Raw genomic sequence first — 16,052 nt, forward strand, 5'->3', positions numbered from 1 at the left:
CCGGAGCCTGGCGGAACTGTCCTGCGAGTTTGCCCGCAGGAGGATTACTTGGCCTTCTCGAGGATCTCGACGACGCGCCACCGCTTCGTGGCGGACAGCGGCCGGGTCTCCGCGAGGAGGACACGGTCGCCGACGCCCGCGGCGTTCTGCTCGTCGTGAGCCTTGAGCTTGTTCGTACGGCGGATGACCTTGCCGTACAGCGCGTGCTTCACACGGTCCTCGACGGCGACGACGACGGTCTTGTCCATCTTGTCGCTGACGACCAGACCCTCACGGGTCTTACGGAAGCCGCGGGCCTCGGTCGTGGTGTTCTCGGTCACGTTGCTCTCGCTCATCAGGCGCTCTCCACCGTCTCGATGCCCAGCTCGCGCTCACGCATCAGGGTGTAGATCCGCGCGATGTCCTTACGGACGGCCTTGAGCCGACCGTGGTTCTCGAGCTGACCCGTCGCCGCCTGGAAGCGGAGGTTGAACAGCTCTTCCTTGGCTTCGCGGAGCTTCGCCAGAAGCTCCTCGTCACCCAGTTCGCGCAGCTCGGACGCCTTGGTACCGGCCGACATCACGCTTCACCTGCCTCGCGCTTGACGATCCGGCACTTCATCGGCAGCTTGTGGGCTGCGCGAGTGAGGGCCTCACGGGCGATCTTCTCGTTGGGGTAGGACAGCTCGAACATGACCCGTCCCGGGTGCACGTTCGCGATCCACCACTCGGGAGAACCCTTACCGGAACCCATGCGGGTCTCGGCAGGCTTCTTCGTGAGCGGGCGGTCCGGGTAGATGTTGATCCAGACCTTGCCGCCACGCTTGATGTGGCGGGTCATGGCGATACGGGCCGCCTCGATCTGGCGGTTGGTCACGTACGCCGGCGTGAGGGCCTGAATGCCGTACTCGCCGAACGAGACCGTCGTACCGCCCTTGGCCTGACCACGGCGCTTCGGGTGGTGCTGCTTGCGGTGCTTGACCCTACGGGGGATCAGCATGTCGGTCAGGCCTCCGTTCCGGTGCTCTCAGCCGGAGCGGCAGCCGCCGGAGCCTCGGCCTTGGGGGCCTCGGCAGCGGGAGCCTGCTGCGGCTTACGACCGCGACCGCCACGCTCGCCACCACGGCCACCACGGCCGGCCGGGCGGTCGGCGCCGCCACGGGCCGGGCGGTTGCCGGCGCGGGCAGCAGCGTTCTCGGCGCGGACCTCGGCGATGTTCTTGACGTCGCCCTTGTAGATCCAGACCTTCACGCCGATGCGGCCGAAGGTCGTCTTGGCCTCGAAGAAGCCGTAGTCCACGTTCGCGCGGAGCGTGTGCAGGGGCACACGGCCCTCGCGGTAGAACTCCGAGCGGGACATCTCGGCGCCGCCGAGGCGGCCACCGCACTGGATCTTGATGCCCTTGGCGCCCGCCTTCATCGCCGACTGCATGCTCTTACGCATGGCGCGACGGAAGGAGACGCGGGAGGAGAGCTGCTCGGCGACGGCCTGGGCCACCAGCTGAGCGTCGACCTCGGGGTTCTTGACCTCGAGGATGTTCAGCTGGACCTGCTTCTTGGTCAGCTTCTCCAGGTCGCCACGGATACGGTCGGCCTCGGCGCCGCGGCGGCCGATGACGATGCCCGGACGCGCGGTGTGGATGTCGACGCGGACCCGGTCACGGGTGCGCTCGATCTCCACCTTCGAGATGCCGGCGCGCTCCATGCCGGACGTCATCATCCGACGGATGGCGACGTCTTCTCCGACGTATTCCTTGTACGACTTGTCGGCGTACCAGCGGGACTTGAAGTCCGTGGTGATGCCGAGCCGGAACCCATGCGGGTTAACCTTCTGGCCCATTACCGGGTCCCTTCCTTGCTGCTGACGACCACGGTGATGTGGCTGGTCCGCTTGCGGATCCGGTAGGCGCGGCCCTGGGCGCGCGGACGGAACCGCTTCAGGGTCGGGCCCTCGTCGACGTAGGCCTCGGAGATGAAGAGGCTGTCTGCGTCAGTGTGGTCGTAGTTGTGCGCGGCGTTGGCGATGGCGCTGTCAAGCACCTTGCCGACCGGCACGCTCGCGGCCTGCGGGGCGAAACGCAGGACCGCCTGAGCCTCCGTGGCGTCCATGCCACGGATAAGGTCCACCACCCGGCGGGCCTTCATGGGCGTGACGCGGATGTACCGCGCCTGGGCCCTGGCTTCCATGGTTGTCCTTCCAGTGTCTGTCATGGTCATTCCACCCCGCGTTAGCGGCGCTTCGACTTCCGGTCGTCCTTGACGTGACCCCGGAAGGTGCGCGTCGGCGAGAACTCGCCGAGCTTGTGGCCGACCATCGACTCGGTGACAAACACCGGAATGTGGGTCTTGCCGTTGTGCACCGCGATCGTGTGGCCCAGCATGCTGGGAATGATCATCGAGCGACGGGACCAGGTCTTGATGACGTTCTTGGAACCGGCTTCGTTCTGGGCGTCCACCTTCTTCACGAGGTGGTCGTCGACGAAGGGCCCCTTCTTGAGACTGCGCGGCATCTAAACCCGCTCCTAGCGCTTCTTGTTCGTCTTGCGGCGGCGGACGATGTACTTGTTCGAAGCCTTCTTCGGCGAACGAGTACGACCCTCCTTCTGACCCCAGGGGCTGACCGGGTGGCGACCACCGGAGGTCTTGCCCTCACCACCACCGTGGGGGTGGTCAACCGGGTTCATCGCCACACCGCGAACGGTCGGGCGGACGCCCAGCCAGCGCTTACGGCCGGCCTTGCCCCAGTTGATGTTGCTCTGCTCGGCGTTGCCGACCTCGCCGACCGTGGCGCGGCAGCGCTGGTCGACCAGGCGGATCTCACCGGACGGCATACGAAGGTGGGCCATCGAGCCCTCCTTCGCGAGCAGCTGCACGGAGGCGCCTGCGGAGCGGGCGAACTTGGCGCCGCCACCGGGACGGAGCTCGATCGCGTGGATCGTGGTACCGACCGGGATGTTGCGGATCGCCAGGTTGTTGCCCGGCTTGATGTCGGCCCCGGGACCGTTCTCGACGCGGTCACCCTGCTGCAGGTTGCGCGGGGCGAGGATGTAGCGCTTCTCGCCGTCCGCGTAGTGCAGCAGCGCGATGCGCGCGGTGCGGTTGGGGTCGTACTCGATGTGCGCGACCTTCGCCGGCACGCCGTCCTTGTCGTGACGACGGAAGTCGATCACTCGGTAGGCGCGCTTGTGTCCGCCACCCTGGTGGCGAACGGTCACACGACCGGCGTTGTTACGGCCGCCCTTGCTGTGCAGCGGGCGGACCAGCGACTTCTCCGGCGTGGACCGCGTGACCTCGACGAAGTCGGCGACGCTGGAGCCACGACGGCCCGGCGTAGTCGGCTTGTACTTGCGGATTCCCATTATTCAGTCCTCGTCCGATATCGGACGATCCGGACCGCCCTTAGGCGGTCGGACCGCCGAAGATGTCGATACGGTCGCCCTCAGCAAGGGTCACGATCGCTCGCTTCGTGCCCGCGCGCTGACCGAAACCGGTCTTGGTGCGCTTGCGCTTGCCGATGCGGTTGATCGTGTTGACCCCGGTGACCTTGACCGAGAAGACCGCCTGGACGGCCTGCTTGATCTGGGTCTTGTTGGCGTTCGGGTCGACGATGAACGTGTACTTGTTCTCGTCGAGGAGCGCGTAGCTCTTCTCCGACACGACCGGCTTCAGCAGGACGTCACGGGGGTCCGTGTACGACTTGCTGGGCGCGGTGATGACGGTGTTCTTGCCCTCGGCCTCGTGGCGCTTCGCCTTGGCGACGCGCGCGGCCTTGGCGGCCTTGGCCGCCTTGGAGGCGATGCTCGGGTGACGCGTAGCCATCAGGCGTCACTCCCTTCGGTGTCGTTGGCCTTGTTCGGGCCGGACACGAAGGACTCAAGAGCGGCCTGGGTGAAGACCACGTCGTCCGAGACGATCACGTCGTACGTGTTCAGCTGGCCCGGCTCCAGGATGTGCACCTGGGGCAGGTTGCGGGCGGACAGCCACGCGGCCTCGTCGGCGCGGTCGACGACCAGGAGCAGGTTCTTGCGCTCCGAGATCTTGCCGAACAGCGAGCGAGCGGCCTTCGTGGAGGGGGTCTCGCCCTCGATCACGCCGGAGACGACGTGAATGCGGTTGTGGCGGGCCCGGTCGGTGAGGGCGTGACGCAGAGCGGCAGCCTTCATCTTCTTCGGGGTCCGCTGCGAGTAGTCACGCGGCTGCGGGCCGTGGACGACGCCACCGCCGGCGAACTGCGGCGCGCGGGTCGAGCCCTGGCGCGCACGGCCGGTGCCCTTCTGACGGTAAGGCTTCTTACCGCCACCGCGAACCTCGCCGCGGGTCTTGGTCTTGTGGGTGCCCTGACGGGCAGCCGCGTTCTGCGCGACGACGACCTGGTGGATCAGCGGGATGCTGATCTTCTCCACGCCGAAGATCTCCGCGGGGAGCTCGACGCTACCGGTCTTCTCGCCTGCAGGCGAAAGGATGTCAACAGTGCTCATCGGTTACCTCAGGCCCCCTTGGCCGCGGTGCGGACCAGGACGAGGCCGCCGTTCGGACCGGGGACAGCGCCCTTGATGAGCAGCAGACCCTTCTCCGCGTCAACGGCGTGGACGGTCAGGTTCTGGGTGGTGACACGCTCGTTGCCCATGCGACCCGCCATGCGGAGGCCCTTGAACACGCGGCCCGGGGTGGCGCAGCCACCGATGGAACCGGGCGAGCGGTGCTTGCGCTGGGTGCCGTGACCGGCGCCGAGGCCCTTGAAGTTGTGACGCTTCATGACACCGGCGAAGCCCTTGCCCTTGCTCTTGCCGGTCACGTCGACCTTCACGCCGGCCTCGAAGACCTCGGCGGTGATTTCCTGACCGAGCGTGTACTCGGCGGCATCGGCCGTCCGGATCTCGACGAGGTGGCGACGGGGCGTGACGTCGGCCTTGGCGAAGTGGCCCTTGAGGGGCTTGTTCACCTTGCGCGGGTCGATCTCGCCGAAGGCGATCTGGACCGACTCGTAGCCGTCACTGTCGTTCGTGCGGACCTGGGTCACGACGTTGGGGCCGGCCTTGACGACGGTGACGGGAACAACGCGGTTGTTCTCGTCCCACACCTGCGTCATGCCGAGCTTCTCGCCCAGGATGCCCTTGATCTGCTTAGCCATTCTCAGATCACCAGCCCTCAGAGCTTGATCTCGATGTCGACACCGGCCGGGAGGTCGAGTCGCATCAGAGAGTCAACGGTCTTGGGAGTCGGGTCGAGAATGTCGATCAGGCGCTTGTGCGTGCGCATCTCGAAGTGCTCGCGCGAGTCCTTGTACTTGTGCGGCGACTTGATGACGCAGTACACGTTCTTCTCAGTGGGCAGCGGCACCGGGCCCGCGACCGACGCACCAGTACGCGTCACCGTCTCGACGATCTTCTTCGCCGAGCTGTCGATGACCTCGTGGTCGTAGGCCTTGAGCCGGATGCGGATCTTCTGTCCCGCCATGGCTACTCAGTAGTCCTGTCTCTTCTAACGCTCTGGAACCAGATGGCCCGTTCGCTTCGTCTCTCCGACCCACGCGGTCGGGTGTGTCGCGCCCTCACCGACACAGATGCCCCTTGTTCGAACATCCCTGCTGGGAAAGCACGGCCCTTCCGGAACCGCAAGCCGAGGACGAAAGGTCCACCGGGTGCCTGGTCGGCGCCGCACTGACACTTCCCGAAAGATTCCCGTACGTCCGCCCCAGCGCTGCCATCAGGCAGTTAGGGCGACGAGTACTGTGGGACTCGCTTCCGGTCCTCCCGGCGGGAGGCGCGCAGCATCAACACTCGACCGAGCAACTCCGACAGTCTGCCATATGGGGCAGGGGCCTGGCCAATCGAGCCGGAGAGAATACCCCGGACGTGACGCAGGTCAAACGCGGAGCACGGCGAGCCGCGGCCGGCGGCCTCCACCTGAGCGCTTCACCCATACGGACCGGGCCCGCACATGAGTACGTACGCCGGCGTCGGAAAGCTCCGCATCCTGGCGGCCACGGCGGCCCCGCTGATCACGCTTCCGCCCGTGGGGCTCCTGCTGCTACTGGCCGCTCCGCTGTCCGGCTGACGCGTACGCCACGAACTCGGTCCAGACGGCCGAGGCGACATGGAAGGTGGGACCGCCGTCCGGGTGCTTGCTGTCCCGCACGTGGACGGCGGCGGGGGCGGTCGCCACTTCGACGCAGGAGTCCCCTTCAGGGCCGTCGCTGTAGGTGCTCTTGAACCACGCCAGGTGGTCGGCCTCACGGGTCATGTCTCTCCCAGCAGTTGCTCGATGAAGGCCAGCGACTCCCGCGGCGAGAGAGCCTGAGCCCTGATGGTGCTGTATCGCAGTTCGAGGACGCGGAGTTGCTTCGGATCGGAGGTCGGGCGGCCGTTGAAGGCTCCATCGGAGCGCCCAACCGTCGTACCGTCCTCGAACTTCAGCACCTCGATCTTGCCGCTCAGCCCAGGATGGGCGCCGGAGTCCGTCGGCATCACCTGAAGCGTGACGTTGCGCACCACCGCCACTTCCAGCAGGTGTTCGAGCTGCTGACGCCACACCATTGTGCCTCCAACCTTTCGGCAGAGGGTCACCTCTTCCTGGACGAAGCTGAGCATCGGCACCGGGTCGCGCTCGAAGATCGACTTGCGGGCCATTCGAGCGGCCACGAGGCGCTCCAACTCCGCATCCGTGTAGGCGGACTGGGACACCTCGAACAGGGCACGGGCATGCTCCGGTGTCTGCAACAGGCCATGGATGCTGAGGCCGACGTACACCCCCATCTCGACGGCCTTGGCTTCCAACTCCGCCAGTTCCCGCACCTTCTTCGGGTACTGGACCTTCTTCACGTCCTCGTTCATCGCCGAGAGCAGGCCGCCCGCTCCGAGGATCTCGTCCGCCCTGTCCAGGTACTCGGACCTCGGGATCCTCTTGCCGCCCTCGATCTTGTAGACCATGTCCTCGCCGTACCCCACGGCCACCGCGAAGTCGGCGACCCGCATCCCGACCGCCTCCCGGCGCAGCCTCAGCTGGCGGCCCACCGTGGCCACGACCGCGACGCCCCACTCGTCGTCCGGGTCCACCTCCCAGCCCGGCTCGTCCGTCTCGTCCGTGAGCCGTACCGCCTGCCCGTCGACCGACATCCCCGCACCCCTCCGTCGTCCGTCCGCCGTCCGCCGTCGACAGGCCCGGACAAGACCGGACACGGGGCGGACAGTGACTCTACGCAACCGCGTTGTCACTGTTCACGGTACGCATGCATCGCCACTCTGAGTCACGTGATTCGAGAAACCCCTCAACTCCACTCCCCCGTCCGCAACTTCGACGTGCGCCTTTCGGCCACGCCCCGCGGGGCCCGACTGGCCCGTCTGCTCGCCACCGAGCAACTCCGCGCCTGGGGGCTGCCGATGGACCCGGCGGCCCACATCGTCGCGGAGCTGGCGGCCAACGCCGTGACCCACGGACGCGTCCCGGGACGCGATTTCCAGCTGCTCCTCTACGTCGTCGGGGACGTCCTGCGCATCGAGGTGACGGACACGCGAGGTGACCGGACGCCGTACGTCCGACCGGCCTCCCAAGATCCGGGAGACGGCGAGTCGGGCCGCGGACTGCTTCTCGTGGACGCGCTCTGCGACCGCTGGGGAGTGACCGAGGGGCGGCGGCCACGGAAGACGGTCTGGGCGGAGATCCGGATGTCTCAGGCACCGGAACCCGGTTCTCCGAACTTCGGTGGCAGGGGCGGTCTTTCCCAAGTACCACCGGGGTGAAATGACCCCGCCAAGCCCCACCCCTCCCTCCCGTGGCGCACACTCTGCACATCCGGTCGCTGCCCAAGGGCGCCCGGGTAGACATCAAGACCCTCACGGTCCGTTTCCCGGGAACGCGCCCGCGTCCCCGGCGGCCGGATCATCGCCCGCACGATCTCCTGCAACCGTCCAGGCCACCGGGAGCACCGCCCGGCAGCGACCGCGTTCCCGCGAAACGCCCGGCAGCGCCCCGCAAGGCCCTCCCGCGGTACCGCGGCCCCGCGTACCCGGCTCCGGCCCTCCCGCAGACCGCGACGGGCCTCCTCGTCCGCCTCCGCCGCCACGACTCGCCCGGCCCGAGCCGGACGGTCCGCTGCGGAAACGGCCGCACAGGGCGCAGAAAGGGGCAATCCACCTGCCTCACTCGCAGCCTTGACGGCCCCTCGTCGAGGGCTCGCGCCGTGTTCCACGACACTTCACCTGACGACCACGTCAGCAGACGACTTCGACGATTCGAGTGAGCCCATGAGCGACAACGTCCTCTCGGTGATTCCGACCGACCCGCGCTGGCAGCCGGACGAGGCCGCGGCCGACCGCGCCGCCGCGCTGCTGACCCGTCTCGTTCCCGAGGACGACGCCGGCCAGGACACGGAGATCGACGTCGACTGGTACGACGCCGTCATGGCCGTCGACTGCGGCGAGTACCTGGAGCGGATCGGCTGCCCGCGGTGCGGGGAGACCGTCTCGGACCTCTGGTACGGCGATCTCCTGGAGGCGCACGGCGACGAGGGTTTCGTGACCCTCGACGTGGAGGTCCCGTGTTGCGGGGCGGCCACCTCGCTGGACGCCCTGGAGTACGACCGGGCCTGCGGCTTCGCCCGTTTCGAGATCGCCGTATGGAATCCGGACCGGGAGCCGCTCGACGACGATGAGCTGGCCGATCTCGGCAAGGCGCTCGGGCATCCGGTGCGGCAGATCCTCGCCCGCATCTGAGCGCCGGCCGGCCACGAGGGTCCGGACACGACAAGAGGGCCCGTACGACCGGAGTCGTACGGGCCCTCTCAGGTGCTCAGCTCAGGCTGGAGCTACCAGGTCGAACAACAAGACTTACTTGTTGATCTTGGTGACCTGGCCGGCGCCGACCGTCCGGCCACCCTCACGGATGGCGAACTTCAGGCCCTCTTCCATGGCGACGGGCTGGATGAGCTCCACCTTCATCTCGGTGTTGTCACCCGGCATGACCATCTCGGTGCCCTCGGGGAGGGTCACGACGCCGGTCACGTCCGTCGTACGGAAGTAGAACTGCGGACGGTAGTTGTTGAAGAAGGGGGTGTGACGGCCACCCTCGTCCTTCGACAGGATGTAGGCCTGGGCCTCGAACTCGGTGTGCGGCGTGACCGAACCCGGCTTGATGATGACCTGGCCGCGCTCGACGTCCTCGCGCTTGATGCCACGAAGCAGCAGACCGACGTTCTCACCGGCCTGGCCCTCGTCGAGCAGCTTGCGGAACATCTCGATGCCGGTGACCGTGGTGGTGGTCTTGTCCTGCTTGATGCCGATGATGTCAACGGTCTCGTTGACCTTCAGGACACCACGCTCGATACGGCCGGTGACGACCGTACCGCGACCGGTGATCGTGAAGACGTCCTCGACGGGCATGAGGAACGGCTTGTCGACGTCACGCTCGGGGGTCGGGATCGACTCGTCGACCGCGGCCATGAGCTCCAGGACGGTCTTCGCCCACTCCGGGTCGCCCTCGAGGGCCTTGAGCGCCGAGACCTTGACGACCGGCAGGTCGTCGCCCGGGAACTCGTACTCGGAGAGGAGCTCACGAACCTCGAGCTCGACGAGCTCCAGGATCTCCTCGTCGTCCACCATGTCAGCCTTGTTCAGGGCGACGACGATGTACGGAACGCCGACCTGGCGGGCCAGGAGCACGTGCTCCTTGGTCTGCGGCATCGGGCCGTCGGTGGCGGCGACCACGAGGATGGCGCCGTCCATCTGCGCCGCACCCGTGATCATGTTCTTGATGTAGTCCGCGTGACCGGGGCAGTCGACGTGGGCGTAGTGACGCGTCTCGGTCTGGTACTCGACGTGCGCGATGGAGATGGTGATACCGCGCTGGCGCTCCTCAGGAGCCTTGTCGATCTGGTCGAAGGCCGAGGCCTCGTTCAGGTCCGGGTACGCGTCGTGCAGCACCTTGGTAATGGCGGCCGTGAGGGTCGTCTTACCGTGGTCGATGTGACCGATGGTGCCGATGTTGACGTGCGGCTTAGTCCGCTCGAACTTCGCCTTCGCCACGGGGGTCCTCCTGGAAGTGGTTCTGGAACGCCTTGCTTCATCGGCGCCAGGTGATCTTTGCTGTCAAATCCCGGGCCCGGGGCAAACACTCACGATCCTTGACGGATGCGGGTGATTGCCCCAGAGGCTCCGGAGTCAAGCCTAAAGCGTGTGAACGCGGTGCGTTACTCGCCCTTGGCCTTCGCGATGATCTCCTCGGCGACGTTCCGCGGAACCTCGGCGTAGGAGTCGAACTGCATCGAGTAGCTCGCGCGACCCGACGTCTTGCTGCGGAGGTCGCCGACGTAGCCGAACATCTCCGACAGGGGCACCAGGCCCTTGACGACGCGGGCACCGGCCCGCTCCTCCATGGCCTGGATCTGACCACGGCGGGAGTTGATGTCGCCGATGACCTCGCCCATGTAGTCCTCGGGCGTGGTGACCTCGACGGCCATCATCGGCTCGAGCAGCACGGGGCTGGCCTTGCGAGCGGCCTCCTTGAAGGCCTGCGAACCGGCGATCTTGAACGCGAGCTCGGAGGAGTCCACCTCGTGGTAGCCACCGTCGAGCAGGATGACGCGCACGCCGGTCATCTCGTAACCGGCGAGGATGCCGAACTGCATGGCCTCCTGCGCACCGGCGTCGACCGAAGGGATGTACTCCTTCGGGATACGACCACCGGTCACCTTGTTCACGAACTCGTACGAGGCGTCGCCGCCCTCGATCGGCTCGATCGCGATCTGCACCTTGGCGAACTGGCCGGTACCGCCGGTCTGCTTCTTGTGCGTGTAGTCGACCCGGTCGACCGCCTTGCGGATGGTCTCGCGGTAGGCGACCTGCGGCTTGCCGACGTTGGCCTCGACCTTGAACTCACGGCGCATACGGTCGACCAGCACCTCGAGGTGCAGTTCGCCCATGCCGCCGATGATGGTCTGGCCGGTCTCCTCGTCCGAGTGGACCTGGAACGACGGGTCCTCCTCGGCCAGGCGCTGGATCGCGATGCCCAGCTTCTCCTGGTCGCCCTTCGACTTGGGCTCGATGGCGACCTGGATGACCGGAGCCGGGAAGTCCATGGACTCCAGGATCACCGGCTGCTTGTCGTCGCACAGCGTCTCACCGGTCGTGGTCTGCTTCAGACCCATGACGGCGACGATGTCGCCGGCGCCGACCGACGCGATCTCCTCACGCTTGTTCGCGTGCATGCGGTAGATCTTGCCGATGCGCTCCTTCTTGCCCTTGACGGAGTTCAGCACGGCGGTGCCGGACTCCAGGCGGCCCGAGTAGACCCGGACGAAGGTGAGCTTACCGAGGTGCGGGTCGCTCATGATCTTGAACGCCAGCGCCGACAGCGGCTCGTCGTCGGACGGCTTGCGCTTGACGACCTCCTCCGGGTCGTTCACGGCGTGGCCCTCGATGGCCTCGACGTCGAGCGGGGAGGGGAGGTAGCGCACGACCGCGTCGAGCAGGGGCTGAACGCCCTTGTTCTTGAACGCGGTACCGCAGAACACCGGGGTGACGGTGGTGTCCTTGGACTTGCCGGACGCGATGGTGATGCGACGGATCGCGGCGTACAGCTGCTCCACGGAAGGCTCCTGGCCCTCCAGGTACAGCTCCATGATCTCGTCGTCGTTCTCGGCGACGGTCTCGACGAGCTTGCCGCGGTACTCCTCGGCAGCCTCGGTGTGGGTGGCCGGGATGTCGACGACGTCGTACATCTCGCCCTTCTCCGCCTCGGCGGACCACACGAACGCCTTCATCGTGACCAGGTCGACGACGCCCTTGAAGTCGGCCTCGGCACCGATCGGGAGCTGCATGACGATCGGCTGAGCGCCGAGGCGGTCAGAGATCATGTCGACGCAGCGGTGGAACTCCGCACCGGTCCGGTCGAGCTTGTTGACGAAGCAGATGCGCGGGACGCCGTAACGGTCCGCCTGACGCCAGACCGTCTCGGACTGGGGCTCGACGCCGGCAACGCCGTCGAACACCGTCACGGCACCGTCGAGCACACGCAGGGAACGCTCCACCTCGACGGTGAAGTCGACGTGGCCCGGGGTGTCGATGATGTTGATGGTGTGGTCGACGTCGGCCAGCGGCCAGTGACAGGTGGTGGCAGCAGACGTGATCGTGATGCCACGCTCCTGCTCCTGCTCCATCCAGTCCATGGTGGCAGCGCCGTCGTGGACCTCACCGATCTTGTAAGACACACCGGTGTAGAACAGGATCCGCTCGGTGGTGGTCGTCTTGCCCGCGTCGATGTGGGCCATGATCCCGATGTTGCGGACCTTGGCCAGGTCAAGTGAAGTGGTAGCCATAAGGCTTCAGTCTTCTCTCGGTCTCGATGTGGGTAGCGACTACCAGCGGTAGTGCGCGAAGGCCTTGTTGGACTCGGCCATCTTGTGGGTGTCCTCGCGCTTCTTCACAGCGGCGCCGAGGCCGTTGGACGCGTCGAGAAGCTCGTTGAGCAGGCGCTCGGTCATGGTCTTCTCGCGACGGGCGCGGGAGTAGCCGACGAGCCAGCGCAGAGCAAGGGTGCTCGCGCGGCCGGGCTTGACCTCGATCGGGACCTGGTAGGTCGCACCACCGACACGGCGGGACTTGACCTCGATGGTCGGCTTGATGTTCTCGAGAGCGCGCTTCAGCGTGATGACCGGGTCGTTGCCGGTCTTCTCGCGCAGGCCCTCCATGGCGCCGTAGACGATGCGCTCAGCGGTGGAGCGCTTGCCGTTCAGCAGCACCTTGTTGATGAGCGACGTGACAAGAGGAGAACCGTAGACCGGGTCGATGATGACCGGGCGCTTCGGGGCAGGGCCCTTACGAGGCATTGTTTACTTCTCCTTCTTGGCGCCGTAGCGGCTGCGGGCCTGCTTGCGGTTCTTGACACCCTGGGTGTCGAGGGAACCACGGATGATCTTGTAGCGAACACCGGGCAGGTCCTTCACACGGCCACCACGCACGAGCACGATGGAGTGCTCCTGCAGGTTGTGTCCCTCACCCGGAATGTAAGCAGTGACCTCGATCCCGCTGGTCAGACGCACACGCGCGACCTTACGCAGGGCCGAGTTCGGCTTCTTCGGGGTGGTCGTGAACACACGCGTGCAGACGCCGCGACGCTGGGGCGAACCCTCGAGTGCGGGCGTCTTGTTCTTCTCGACCTTGTCCTGCCGGCCCTTACGGACCAGCTGCTGGATCGTAGGCACTACTTCTCCGGTTTCTGTGTGCCGAATGGTGAAGCTAACCTGGAACTTCGCCGACCCACGCGGTCGGGTGTGTCGGACCCGCAGACTTTCGCCGCAAAGCAGAAAGAGGCGCGGATCGCGGTGGCCACTGCTTGAGACCCGCATGCGGCTGAAGACACGCACGAGGGCCAGGGCACACCCCAGGCACAAGGTATGAGCGTACCTAGCGCACTGACTCCGGTCAAAACAGAAGCCCGGCGGTCGACACGCCGGGGTGTTCAGGAACGCTGCCTGAGCCTTTGCGCGAGCGGAGCCGAGGAGTCCGCGTCGCCCCCCGGGGCAGCCGCCGGAGCCGGCACGCCCGGGTCCACCGTAGCCGCCGCCGCCGCCGTCACCGGGGACGCCGAGGCCGCGGAGTGCGCCCGCGCCGCGGTGTCGTGACCGACGAAATACGTCGGACGGTTCTGCACCGCCGTGTAGATCCGGCCCACGTACTCGCCGAGCAGGCCCACACAGACCAGCTGGACCGCGCCGATGAACAGCACCCCGATGAACAGGGACGTCCAGCCCGGAACGGTGTGCTGGAAGGCGTGCGCGCTCAGCGTGTAGATCATCAGGGCGAGGCAGACCAGGAACGCGAAGCCGCCCAGCCAGGTGGCGATGCGCAGGGGCGCCGCCGAGAACCCCGTGACGCTGTCCACGGCCAGCCGGATCATCCGACCCAGGGGGTACTTGCTCTGGCCCGCCGGCCGCGGGGCCCGCTCGTAGGTGACCTCGCCGCTGGGAAAGCCCAGCCAGGGCACGAGGAGGCGGTAGACCCGCTGCTGGTCCGGCAGCGCCTTCAGGGCGTCCACCGCGGCCCTGCTCAGCAGCCGGAAGTCACCTGCCTGGGCCGGCACGGACGGGCCCGCCAGACGGCGCACCAGGCGGTAGTACAGGCCCGCCGTCCACCGCTTGAAGCCGGTGTCGCTGGCCCGGTCGGCCCGGATGCCGTACACGATGTCCAGGTGCTCGGCGCGGGCCAGCGTGAGCATGTCGGGAATCTTCTCGGGCGGGTCCTGCAGGTCCGCGTCGATGCTGACCACATAGGCGCCCACGGCCCGGTCGAGGCCCGCGGTGAGGGCGGCCTGGTGACCGGAGTTGCGGCGCAGACCGATCACGCGCAGTTCCGGCCAGCCGAGCCGGAAGGCGTCGAGGAGCGCGGCCGTGCGGTCCGTGCTGCCGTCGTCCACGGCGACGACCTCGTACGGGACGCCGAGGCCGGCGAGGACCGGACGCAACCGGCTGACCAGCGCGGGAAGGACCTCTTCCTCGTTGTACATCGGTATGACGACCGACAAGACGGTCGCAGCAGCCGTGGTCGTCGGCGCTTCGGACACCCGTCCTCCCCCCACCTGTGGCGCACATGTGCGACTCTGTTGCGATCTTATGACCGCACTCTTATGACCGAACGTCACGATCATCCGGACAACGGCGCCGCCCCTGGGTGTCCGGCGATCGGCCGAGGGGGACCCCAGCCATGAGCACGGCTTCCAGCGACACGGCGACCGATCCCGCCGTGCCCGACGGGCCGACGGAGCCGTCGCGGCGACAGCGCCGCCTCGCCCTGCCCGACGGGGTACGACCGTACCTCGCCCCGCTGCTCCTCTACGGCGTGACGAAGCTCGTGGGACTGACCGTGTTCGTCCGGCTCCTGAAAGCGGCCGACGAGTACCAGAAGAAGGACCCGCGCTTCGGCGGCGGCGCCCACTGGTGGGACGTGCTCGCCACCTGGGACGGCTGGTGGTACCTCCAGGTCGCCGAGAAGGGGTACGAGCCCGGCCCGCTGGTGAAACTGGCTCCCGGCGGCCTGTTCACCGTCAAGCAGAACTCCGTGGCGTTCTTCCCCCTCTACCCGGGCCTGATCCGGGGGGTCTCCGAGATCACCGGCCTCGGCCTGTACGGGTCCGCGATCGCGGTCTCGGTCCTCGCCTCCTTCGTCGCGGCCGCCGGCGTCTACGCGGTGATCTCGACGCTGGCCGGCGCGCGGGCGGGCACGATCGCGGCCGGCCTGTGGGCGCTGGCGCCCGGCGCGGGCGTGCAGTGGGCGGTCTACTCGGAGTCGGTGTTCGTCGCCATCGCCGCCTGGTGCTGTTACTGCGTGATGAAGAACCGCTGGGTTGCCGCGGGACTGCTCGCCTTCCTGGCCGGGCTCAACCGGCCGACGTCCGCCGCGCTCATCGGCGCGGTCGGCCTCGCCGCGATCGTCGCCCTCGCCCGGCCGGAGAGCAGACGCGAGCACGGGGTCGCCGGGCCCGTGTACGCCATGATCGCCGCCCCGCTGGGCCTGCTCACCTACGTCACCTGGGTCGGCCTCGAGGCGAACGACCTCACCGCCTACTTCACGCTCCAGCGCGAGGGCTGGGCCCACTACTTCGACTTCGGCGCCTACACCCTGGACGTGCTGGGCAACACGGCGATCGGGCACAACAACTACCTGTTCGCGTTCTCCGTGCCCGACCTCATCGCCGTCCAGCTGGTCCTGGCACTGCCGTTCCTGATCGCGCTGATGCTGCGCAGGAAGCCGCCGCTGGTGCTGGTCGCGTACACCCTGGCGAGCGTCATCGCCGTCCTGGGGACCCAGCAGATGTTCGGCAACACGGGCCGCTACCTGCTCCCGGTCTTCCCCCTCCTCCTGGCCCCGGCCGCGGCGATGAGCCGCCTGAAGTGGCCGAGCCTGACGGTGTTCTTCACCACCGCGGCCGTCGCCTCGGGCTGGTACGCCCACTTCGTCATCTTCGAACTGGGAATCCCGTAACCACACCGAGGCCCGAGCGGCCCGGCCGGGCGGTCCGCCCGAGCGGCCTTCCTCGCCGAACGGCGCGCCGCAGACCGTCCCCGGCCACGGCGAACCCGTCGCGG

At 67.4% G+C, this 16,052-nt stretch carries 21 protein-coding genes; 3 read left to right on the plus strand and 18 right to left on the minus strand.

Annotation, left to right across the window (positions count from 1 at the left end):
- Positions 1-44: 44 nt before the first annotated feature.
- The 13 genes from rpsQ to BG482_RS19840 form a co-directional block, all read right to left on the minus strand.
- Positions 45-335 (minus strand): 30S ribosomal protein S17, encoded by a 291-nt coding sequence (gene rpsQ, locus BG482_RS19780; protein ID WP_069770397.1) that lies wholly within the window; start codon positions 333-335, stop codon positions 45-47.
- On the minus strand, positions 335-559 hold the full coding sequence (gene rpmC, locus BG482_RS19785) for a 50S ribosomal protein L29 (RefSeq protein WP_003998824.1): 225 nt from the start codon (positions 557-559) through the stop codon (positions 335-337). The genes rpsQ and rpmC overlap by 1 nt, the downstream gene beginning before the upstream one ends.
- Entirely contained in the window at positions 559-978 is a 420-nt protein-coding gene (gene rplP, locus BG482_RS19790; RefSeq protein ID WP_006140905.1) for a 50S ribosomal protein L16, read from the minus strand. The genes rpmC and rplP overlap by 1 nt, the downstream gene beginning before the upstream one ends.
- Before the next feature lie 5 nt (positions 979-983).
- On the minus strand, positions 984-1,817 hold the full coding sequence (rpsC, locus tag BG482_RS19795) for a 30S ribosomal protein S3 (protein WP_069770398.1): 834 nt from the start codon (positions 1,815-1,817) through the stop codon (positions 984-986).
- Complete coding sequence (gene rplV, locus BG482_RS19800; RefSeq protein ID WP_003974262.1) at positions 1,817-2,164, minus strand: 50S ribosomal protein L22; 348 nt, start codon at positions 2,162-2,164, stop codon at positions 1,817-1,819. The genes rpsC and rplV overlap by 1 nt, the downstream gene beginning before the upstream one ends.
- 41 nt (positions 2,165-2,205) lie before the next feature.
- The gene (gene rpsS / locus BG482_RS19805; protein ID WP_069770399.1) at positions 2,206-2,487 is read right to left on the minus strand and encodes a 30S ribosomal protein S19; all 282 of its coding nucleotides are present in this window, start codon (positions 2,485-2,487) and stop codon (positions 2,206-2,208) included.
- A 12-nt stretch (positions 2,488-2,499) separates the two neighbouring features.
- On the minus strand, positions 2,500-3,336 hold the full coding sequence (rplB, locus tag BG482_RS19810; RefSeq protein ID WP_019980874.1) for a 50S ribosomal protein L2: 837 nt from the start codon (positions 3,334-3,336) through the stop codon (positions 2,500-2,502).
- Positions 3,337-3,376: 40 nt separating this feature from the next.
- Positions 3,377-3,796, minus strand: coding sequence for a 50S ribosomal protein L23 (gene rplW, locus BG482_RS19815; RefSeq protein WP_069770400.1), 420 nt, complete (start codon positions 3,794-3,796; stop codon positions 3,377-3,379).
- Positions 3,796-4,455: a 50S ribosomal protein L4 gene (rplD, locus tag BG482_RS19820; RefSeq protein ID WP_069770401.1), complete on the minus strand. Its 660-nt coding sequence runs from the start codon at positions 4,453-4,455 to the stop codon at positions 3,796-3,798. Before rplD ends, rplW begins: the two co-directional genes overlap by 1 nt.
- A gap of 8 nt (positions 4,456-4,463) precedes the next feature.
- Positions 4,464-5,108, minus strand: a complete 645-nt coding sequence (rplC, locus tag BG482_RS19825; RefSeq protein WP_069770402.1) for a 50S ribosomal protein L3 — start codon at positions 5,106-5,108, stop codon at positions 4,464-4,466.
- Between the two features lie 17 nt (positions 5,109-5,125).
- Positions 5,126-5,434 carry a 30S ribosomal protein S10 gene (gene rpsJ, locus BG482_RS19830; protein WP_003948644.1) on the minus strand — a complete coding sequence of 103 codons (309 nt, stop codon included), beginning with the start codon at positions 5,432-5,434 and terminating at the stop codon, positions 5,126-5,128.
- A 573-nt stretch (positions 5,435-6,007) separates the two neighbouring features.
- Positions 6,008-6,220: a DUF397 domain-containing protein gene (locus BG482_RS19835; protein WP_069770403.1), complete on the minus strand. Its 213-nt coding sequence runs from the start codon at positions 6,218-6,220 to the stop codon at positions 6,008-6,010.
- Complete coding sequence (locus BG482_RS19840; protein ID WP_069770404.1) at positions 6,217-7,092, minus strand: helix-turn-helix transcriptional regulator; 876 nt, start codon at positions 7,090-7,092, stop codon at positions 6,217-6,219. The genes BG482_RS19835 and BG482_RS19840 overlap by 4 nt, the downstream gene beginning before the upstream one ends.
- Positions 7,093-7,227: 135 nt before the next feature.
- Between BG482_RS19840 and BG482_RS19845 the strand changes: the two genes are divergently transcribed.
- Positions 7,228-7,716, plus strand: a complete 489-nt coding sequence (locus BG482_RS19845; protein WP_079141936.1) for an ATP-binding protein — start codon at positions 7,228-7,230, stop codon at positions 7,714-7,716.
- A 504-nt stretch (positions 7,717-8,220) separates the two neighbouring features.
- On the plus strand, positions 8,221-8,688 hold the full coding sequence (locus BG482_RS19850; protein WP_069770405.1) for a hypothetical protein: 468 nt from the start codon (positions 8,221-8,223) through the stop codon (positions 8,686-8,688).
- Between the two features lie 114 nt (positions 8,689-8,802).
- Here BG482_RS19850 and tuf read toward each other — a convergent pair whose 3' ends face one another.
- From tuf to BG482_RS19875, 5 genes are all read right to left on the minus strand, one after another.
- Positions 8,803-9,996: an elongation factor Tu gene (gene tuf, locus BG482_RS19855; RefSeq protein ID WP_057584687.1), complete on the minus strand. Its 1,194-nt coding sequence runs from the start codon at positions 9,994-9,996 to the stop codon at positions 8,803-8,805.
- A gap of 164 nt (positions 9,997-10,160) precedes the next feature.
- The gene (gene fusA / locus BG482_RS19860; RefSeq protein ID WP_069770406.1) at positions 10,161-12,287 is read right to left on the minus strand and encodes an elongation factor G; all 2,127 of its coding nucleotides are present in this window, start codon (positions 12,285-12,287) and stop codon (positions 10,161-10,163) included.
- 39 nt (positions 12,288-12,326) lie between these two features.
- Complete coding sequence (rpsG, locus tag BG482_RS19865) at positions 12,327-12,797, minus strand: 30S ribosomal protein S7 (protein WP_020132641.1); 471 nt, start codon at positions 12,795-12,797, stop codon at positions 12,327-12,329.
- A gap of 3 nt (positions 12,798-12,800) precedes the next feature.
- Positions 12,801-13,172, minus strand: a complete 372-nt coding sequence (gene rpsL, locus BG482_RS19870) for a 30S ribosomal protein S12 (protein ID WP_003948652.1) — start codon at positions 13,170-13,172, stop codon at positions 12,801-12,803.
- 257 nt (positions 13,173-13,429) lie between these two features.
- Positions 13,430-14,473, minus strand: coding sequence for a glycosyltransferase family 2 protein (locus BG482_RS19875; protein WP_069770448.1), 1,044 nt, complete (start codon positions 14,471-14,473; stop codon positions 13,430-13,432).
- Between the two features lie 197 nt (positions 14,474-14,670).
- Here BG482_RS19875 and BG482_RS19880 point away from each other — a divergent pair, with 197 nt between their 5' ends.
- Positions 14,671-15,948 (plus strand): glycosyltransferase family 39 protein, encoded by a 1,278-nt coding sequence (locus BG482_RS19880; RefSeq protein WP_069770407.1) that lies wholly within the window; start codon positions 14,671-14,673, stop codon positions 15,946-15,948.
- The last annotated feature ends 104 nt before the right edge of the window (positions 15,949-16,052 follow it).

Source organism: Streptomyces sp. LUP30, from assembly GCF_001746365.1.
Classification (GTDB): domain Bacteria; phylum Actinomycetota; class Actinomycetes; order Streptomycetales; family Streptomycetaceae; genus Streptomyces.

Bases quoted from the DNA above. Each gene is read 5' to 3' on its own strand.
- BG482_RS19840 (WP_069770404.1), bottom strand. From the start codon at position 7,092: ATGTCGGTCGACGGGCAGGCGGTACGGCTCACGGACGAGACGGACGAG.
- rplC (WP_069770402.1), bottom strand. From the start codon at position 5,108: ATGGCTAAGCAGATCAAGGGCATCCTGGGCGAGAAGCTCGGCATGACG.
- rplV (WP_003974262.1), bottom strand. From the start codon at position 2,164: ATGGAAGCCAGGGCCCAGGCGCGGTACATCCGCGTCACGCCCATGAAG.
- rpsC (WP_069770398.1), bottom strand. From the start codon at position 1,817: ATGGGCCAGAAGGTTAACCCGCATGGGTTCCGGCTCGGCATCACCACG.
- rplB (WP_019980874.1), bottom strand. From the start codon at position 3,336: ATGGGAATCCGCAAGTACAAGCCGACTACGCCGGGCCGTCGTGGCTCC.
- BG482_RS19835 (WP_069770403.1), bottom strand. From the start codon at position 6,220: ATGACCCGTGAGGCCGACCACCTGGCGTGGTTCAAGAGCACCTACAGC.
- rpsJ (WP_003948644.1), bottom strand. From the start codon at position 5,434: ATGGCGGGACAGAAGATCCGCATCCGGCTCAAGGCCTACGACCACGAG.
- rplP (WP_006140905.1), bottom strand. From the start codon at position 978: ATGCTGATCCCCCGTAGGGTCAAGCACCGCAAGCAGCACCACCCGAAG.
- rpmC (WP_003998824.1), bottom strand. From the start codon at position 559: ATGTCGGCCGGTACCAAGGCGTCCGAGCTGCGCGAACTGGGTGACGAG.
- rpsQ (WP_069770397.1), bottom strand. From the start codon at position 335: ATGAGCGAGAGCAACGTGACCGAGAACACCACGACCGAGGCCCGCGGC.
- BG482_RS19880 (WP_069770407.1), top strand. From the start codon at position 14,671: ATGAGCACGGCTTCCAGCGACACGGCGACCGATCCCGCCGTGCCCGAC.
- fusA (WP_069770406.1), bottom strand. From the start codon at position 12,287: ATGGCTACCACTTCACTTGACCTGGCCAAGGTCCGCAACATCGGGATC.
- rpsS (WP_069770399.1), bottom strand. From the start codon at position 2,487: ATGCCGCGCAGTCTCAAGAAGGGGCCCTTCGTCGACGACCACCTCGTG.
- BG482_RS19875 (WP_069770448.1), bottom strand. From the start codon at position 14,473: ATGTACAACGAGGAAGAGGTCCTTCCCGCGCTGGTCAGCCGGTTGCGT.
- BG482_RS19850 (WP_069770405.1), top strand. From the start codon at position 8,221: ATGAGCGACAACGTCCTCTCGGTGATTCCGACCGACCCGCGCTGGCAG.
- rplD (WP_069770401.1), bottom strand. From the start codon at position 4,455: ATGAGCACTGTTGACATCCTTTCGCCTGCAGGCGAGAAGACCGGTAGC.
- rpsG (WP_020132641.1), bottom strand. From the start codon at position 12,797: ATGCCTCGTAAGGGCCCTGCCCCGAAGCGCCCGGTCATCATCGACCCG.
- rplW (WP_069770400.1), bottom strand. From the start codon at position 3,796: ATGGCTACGCGTCACCCGAGCATCGCCTCCAAGGCGGCCAAGGCCGCC.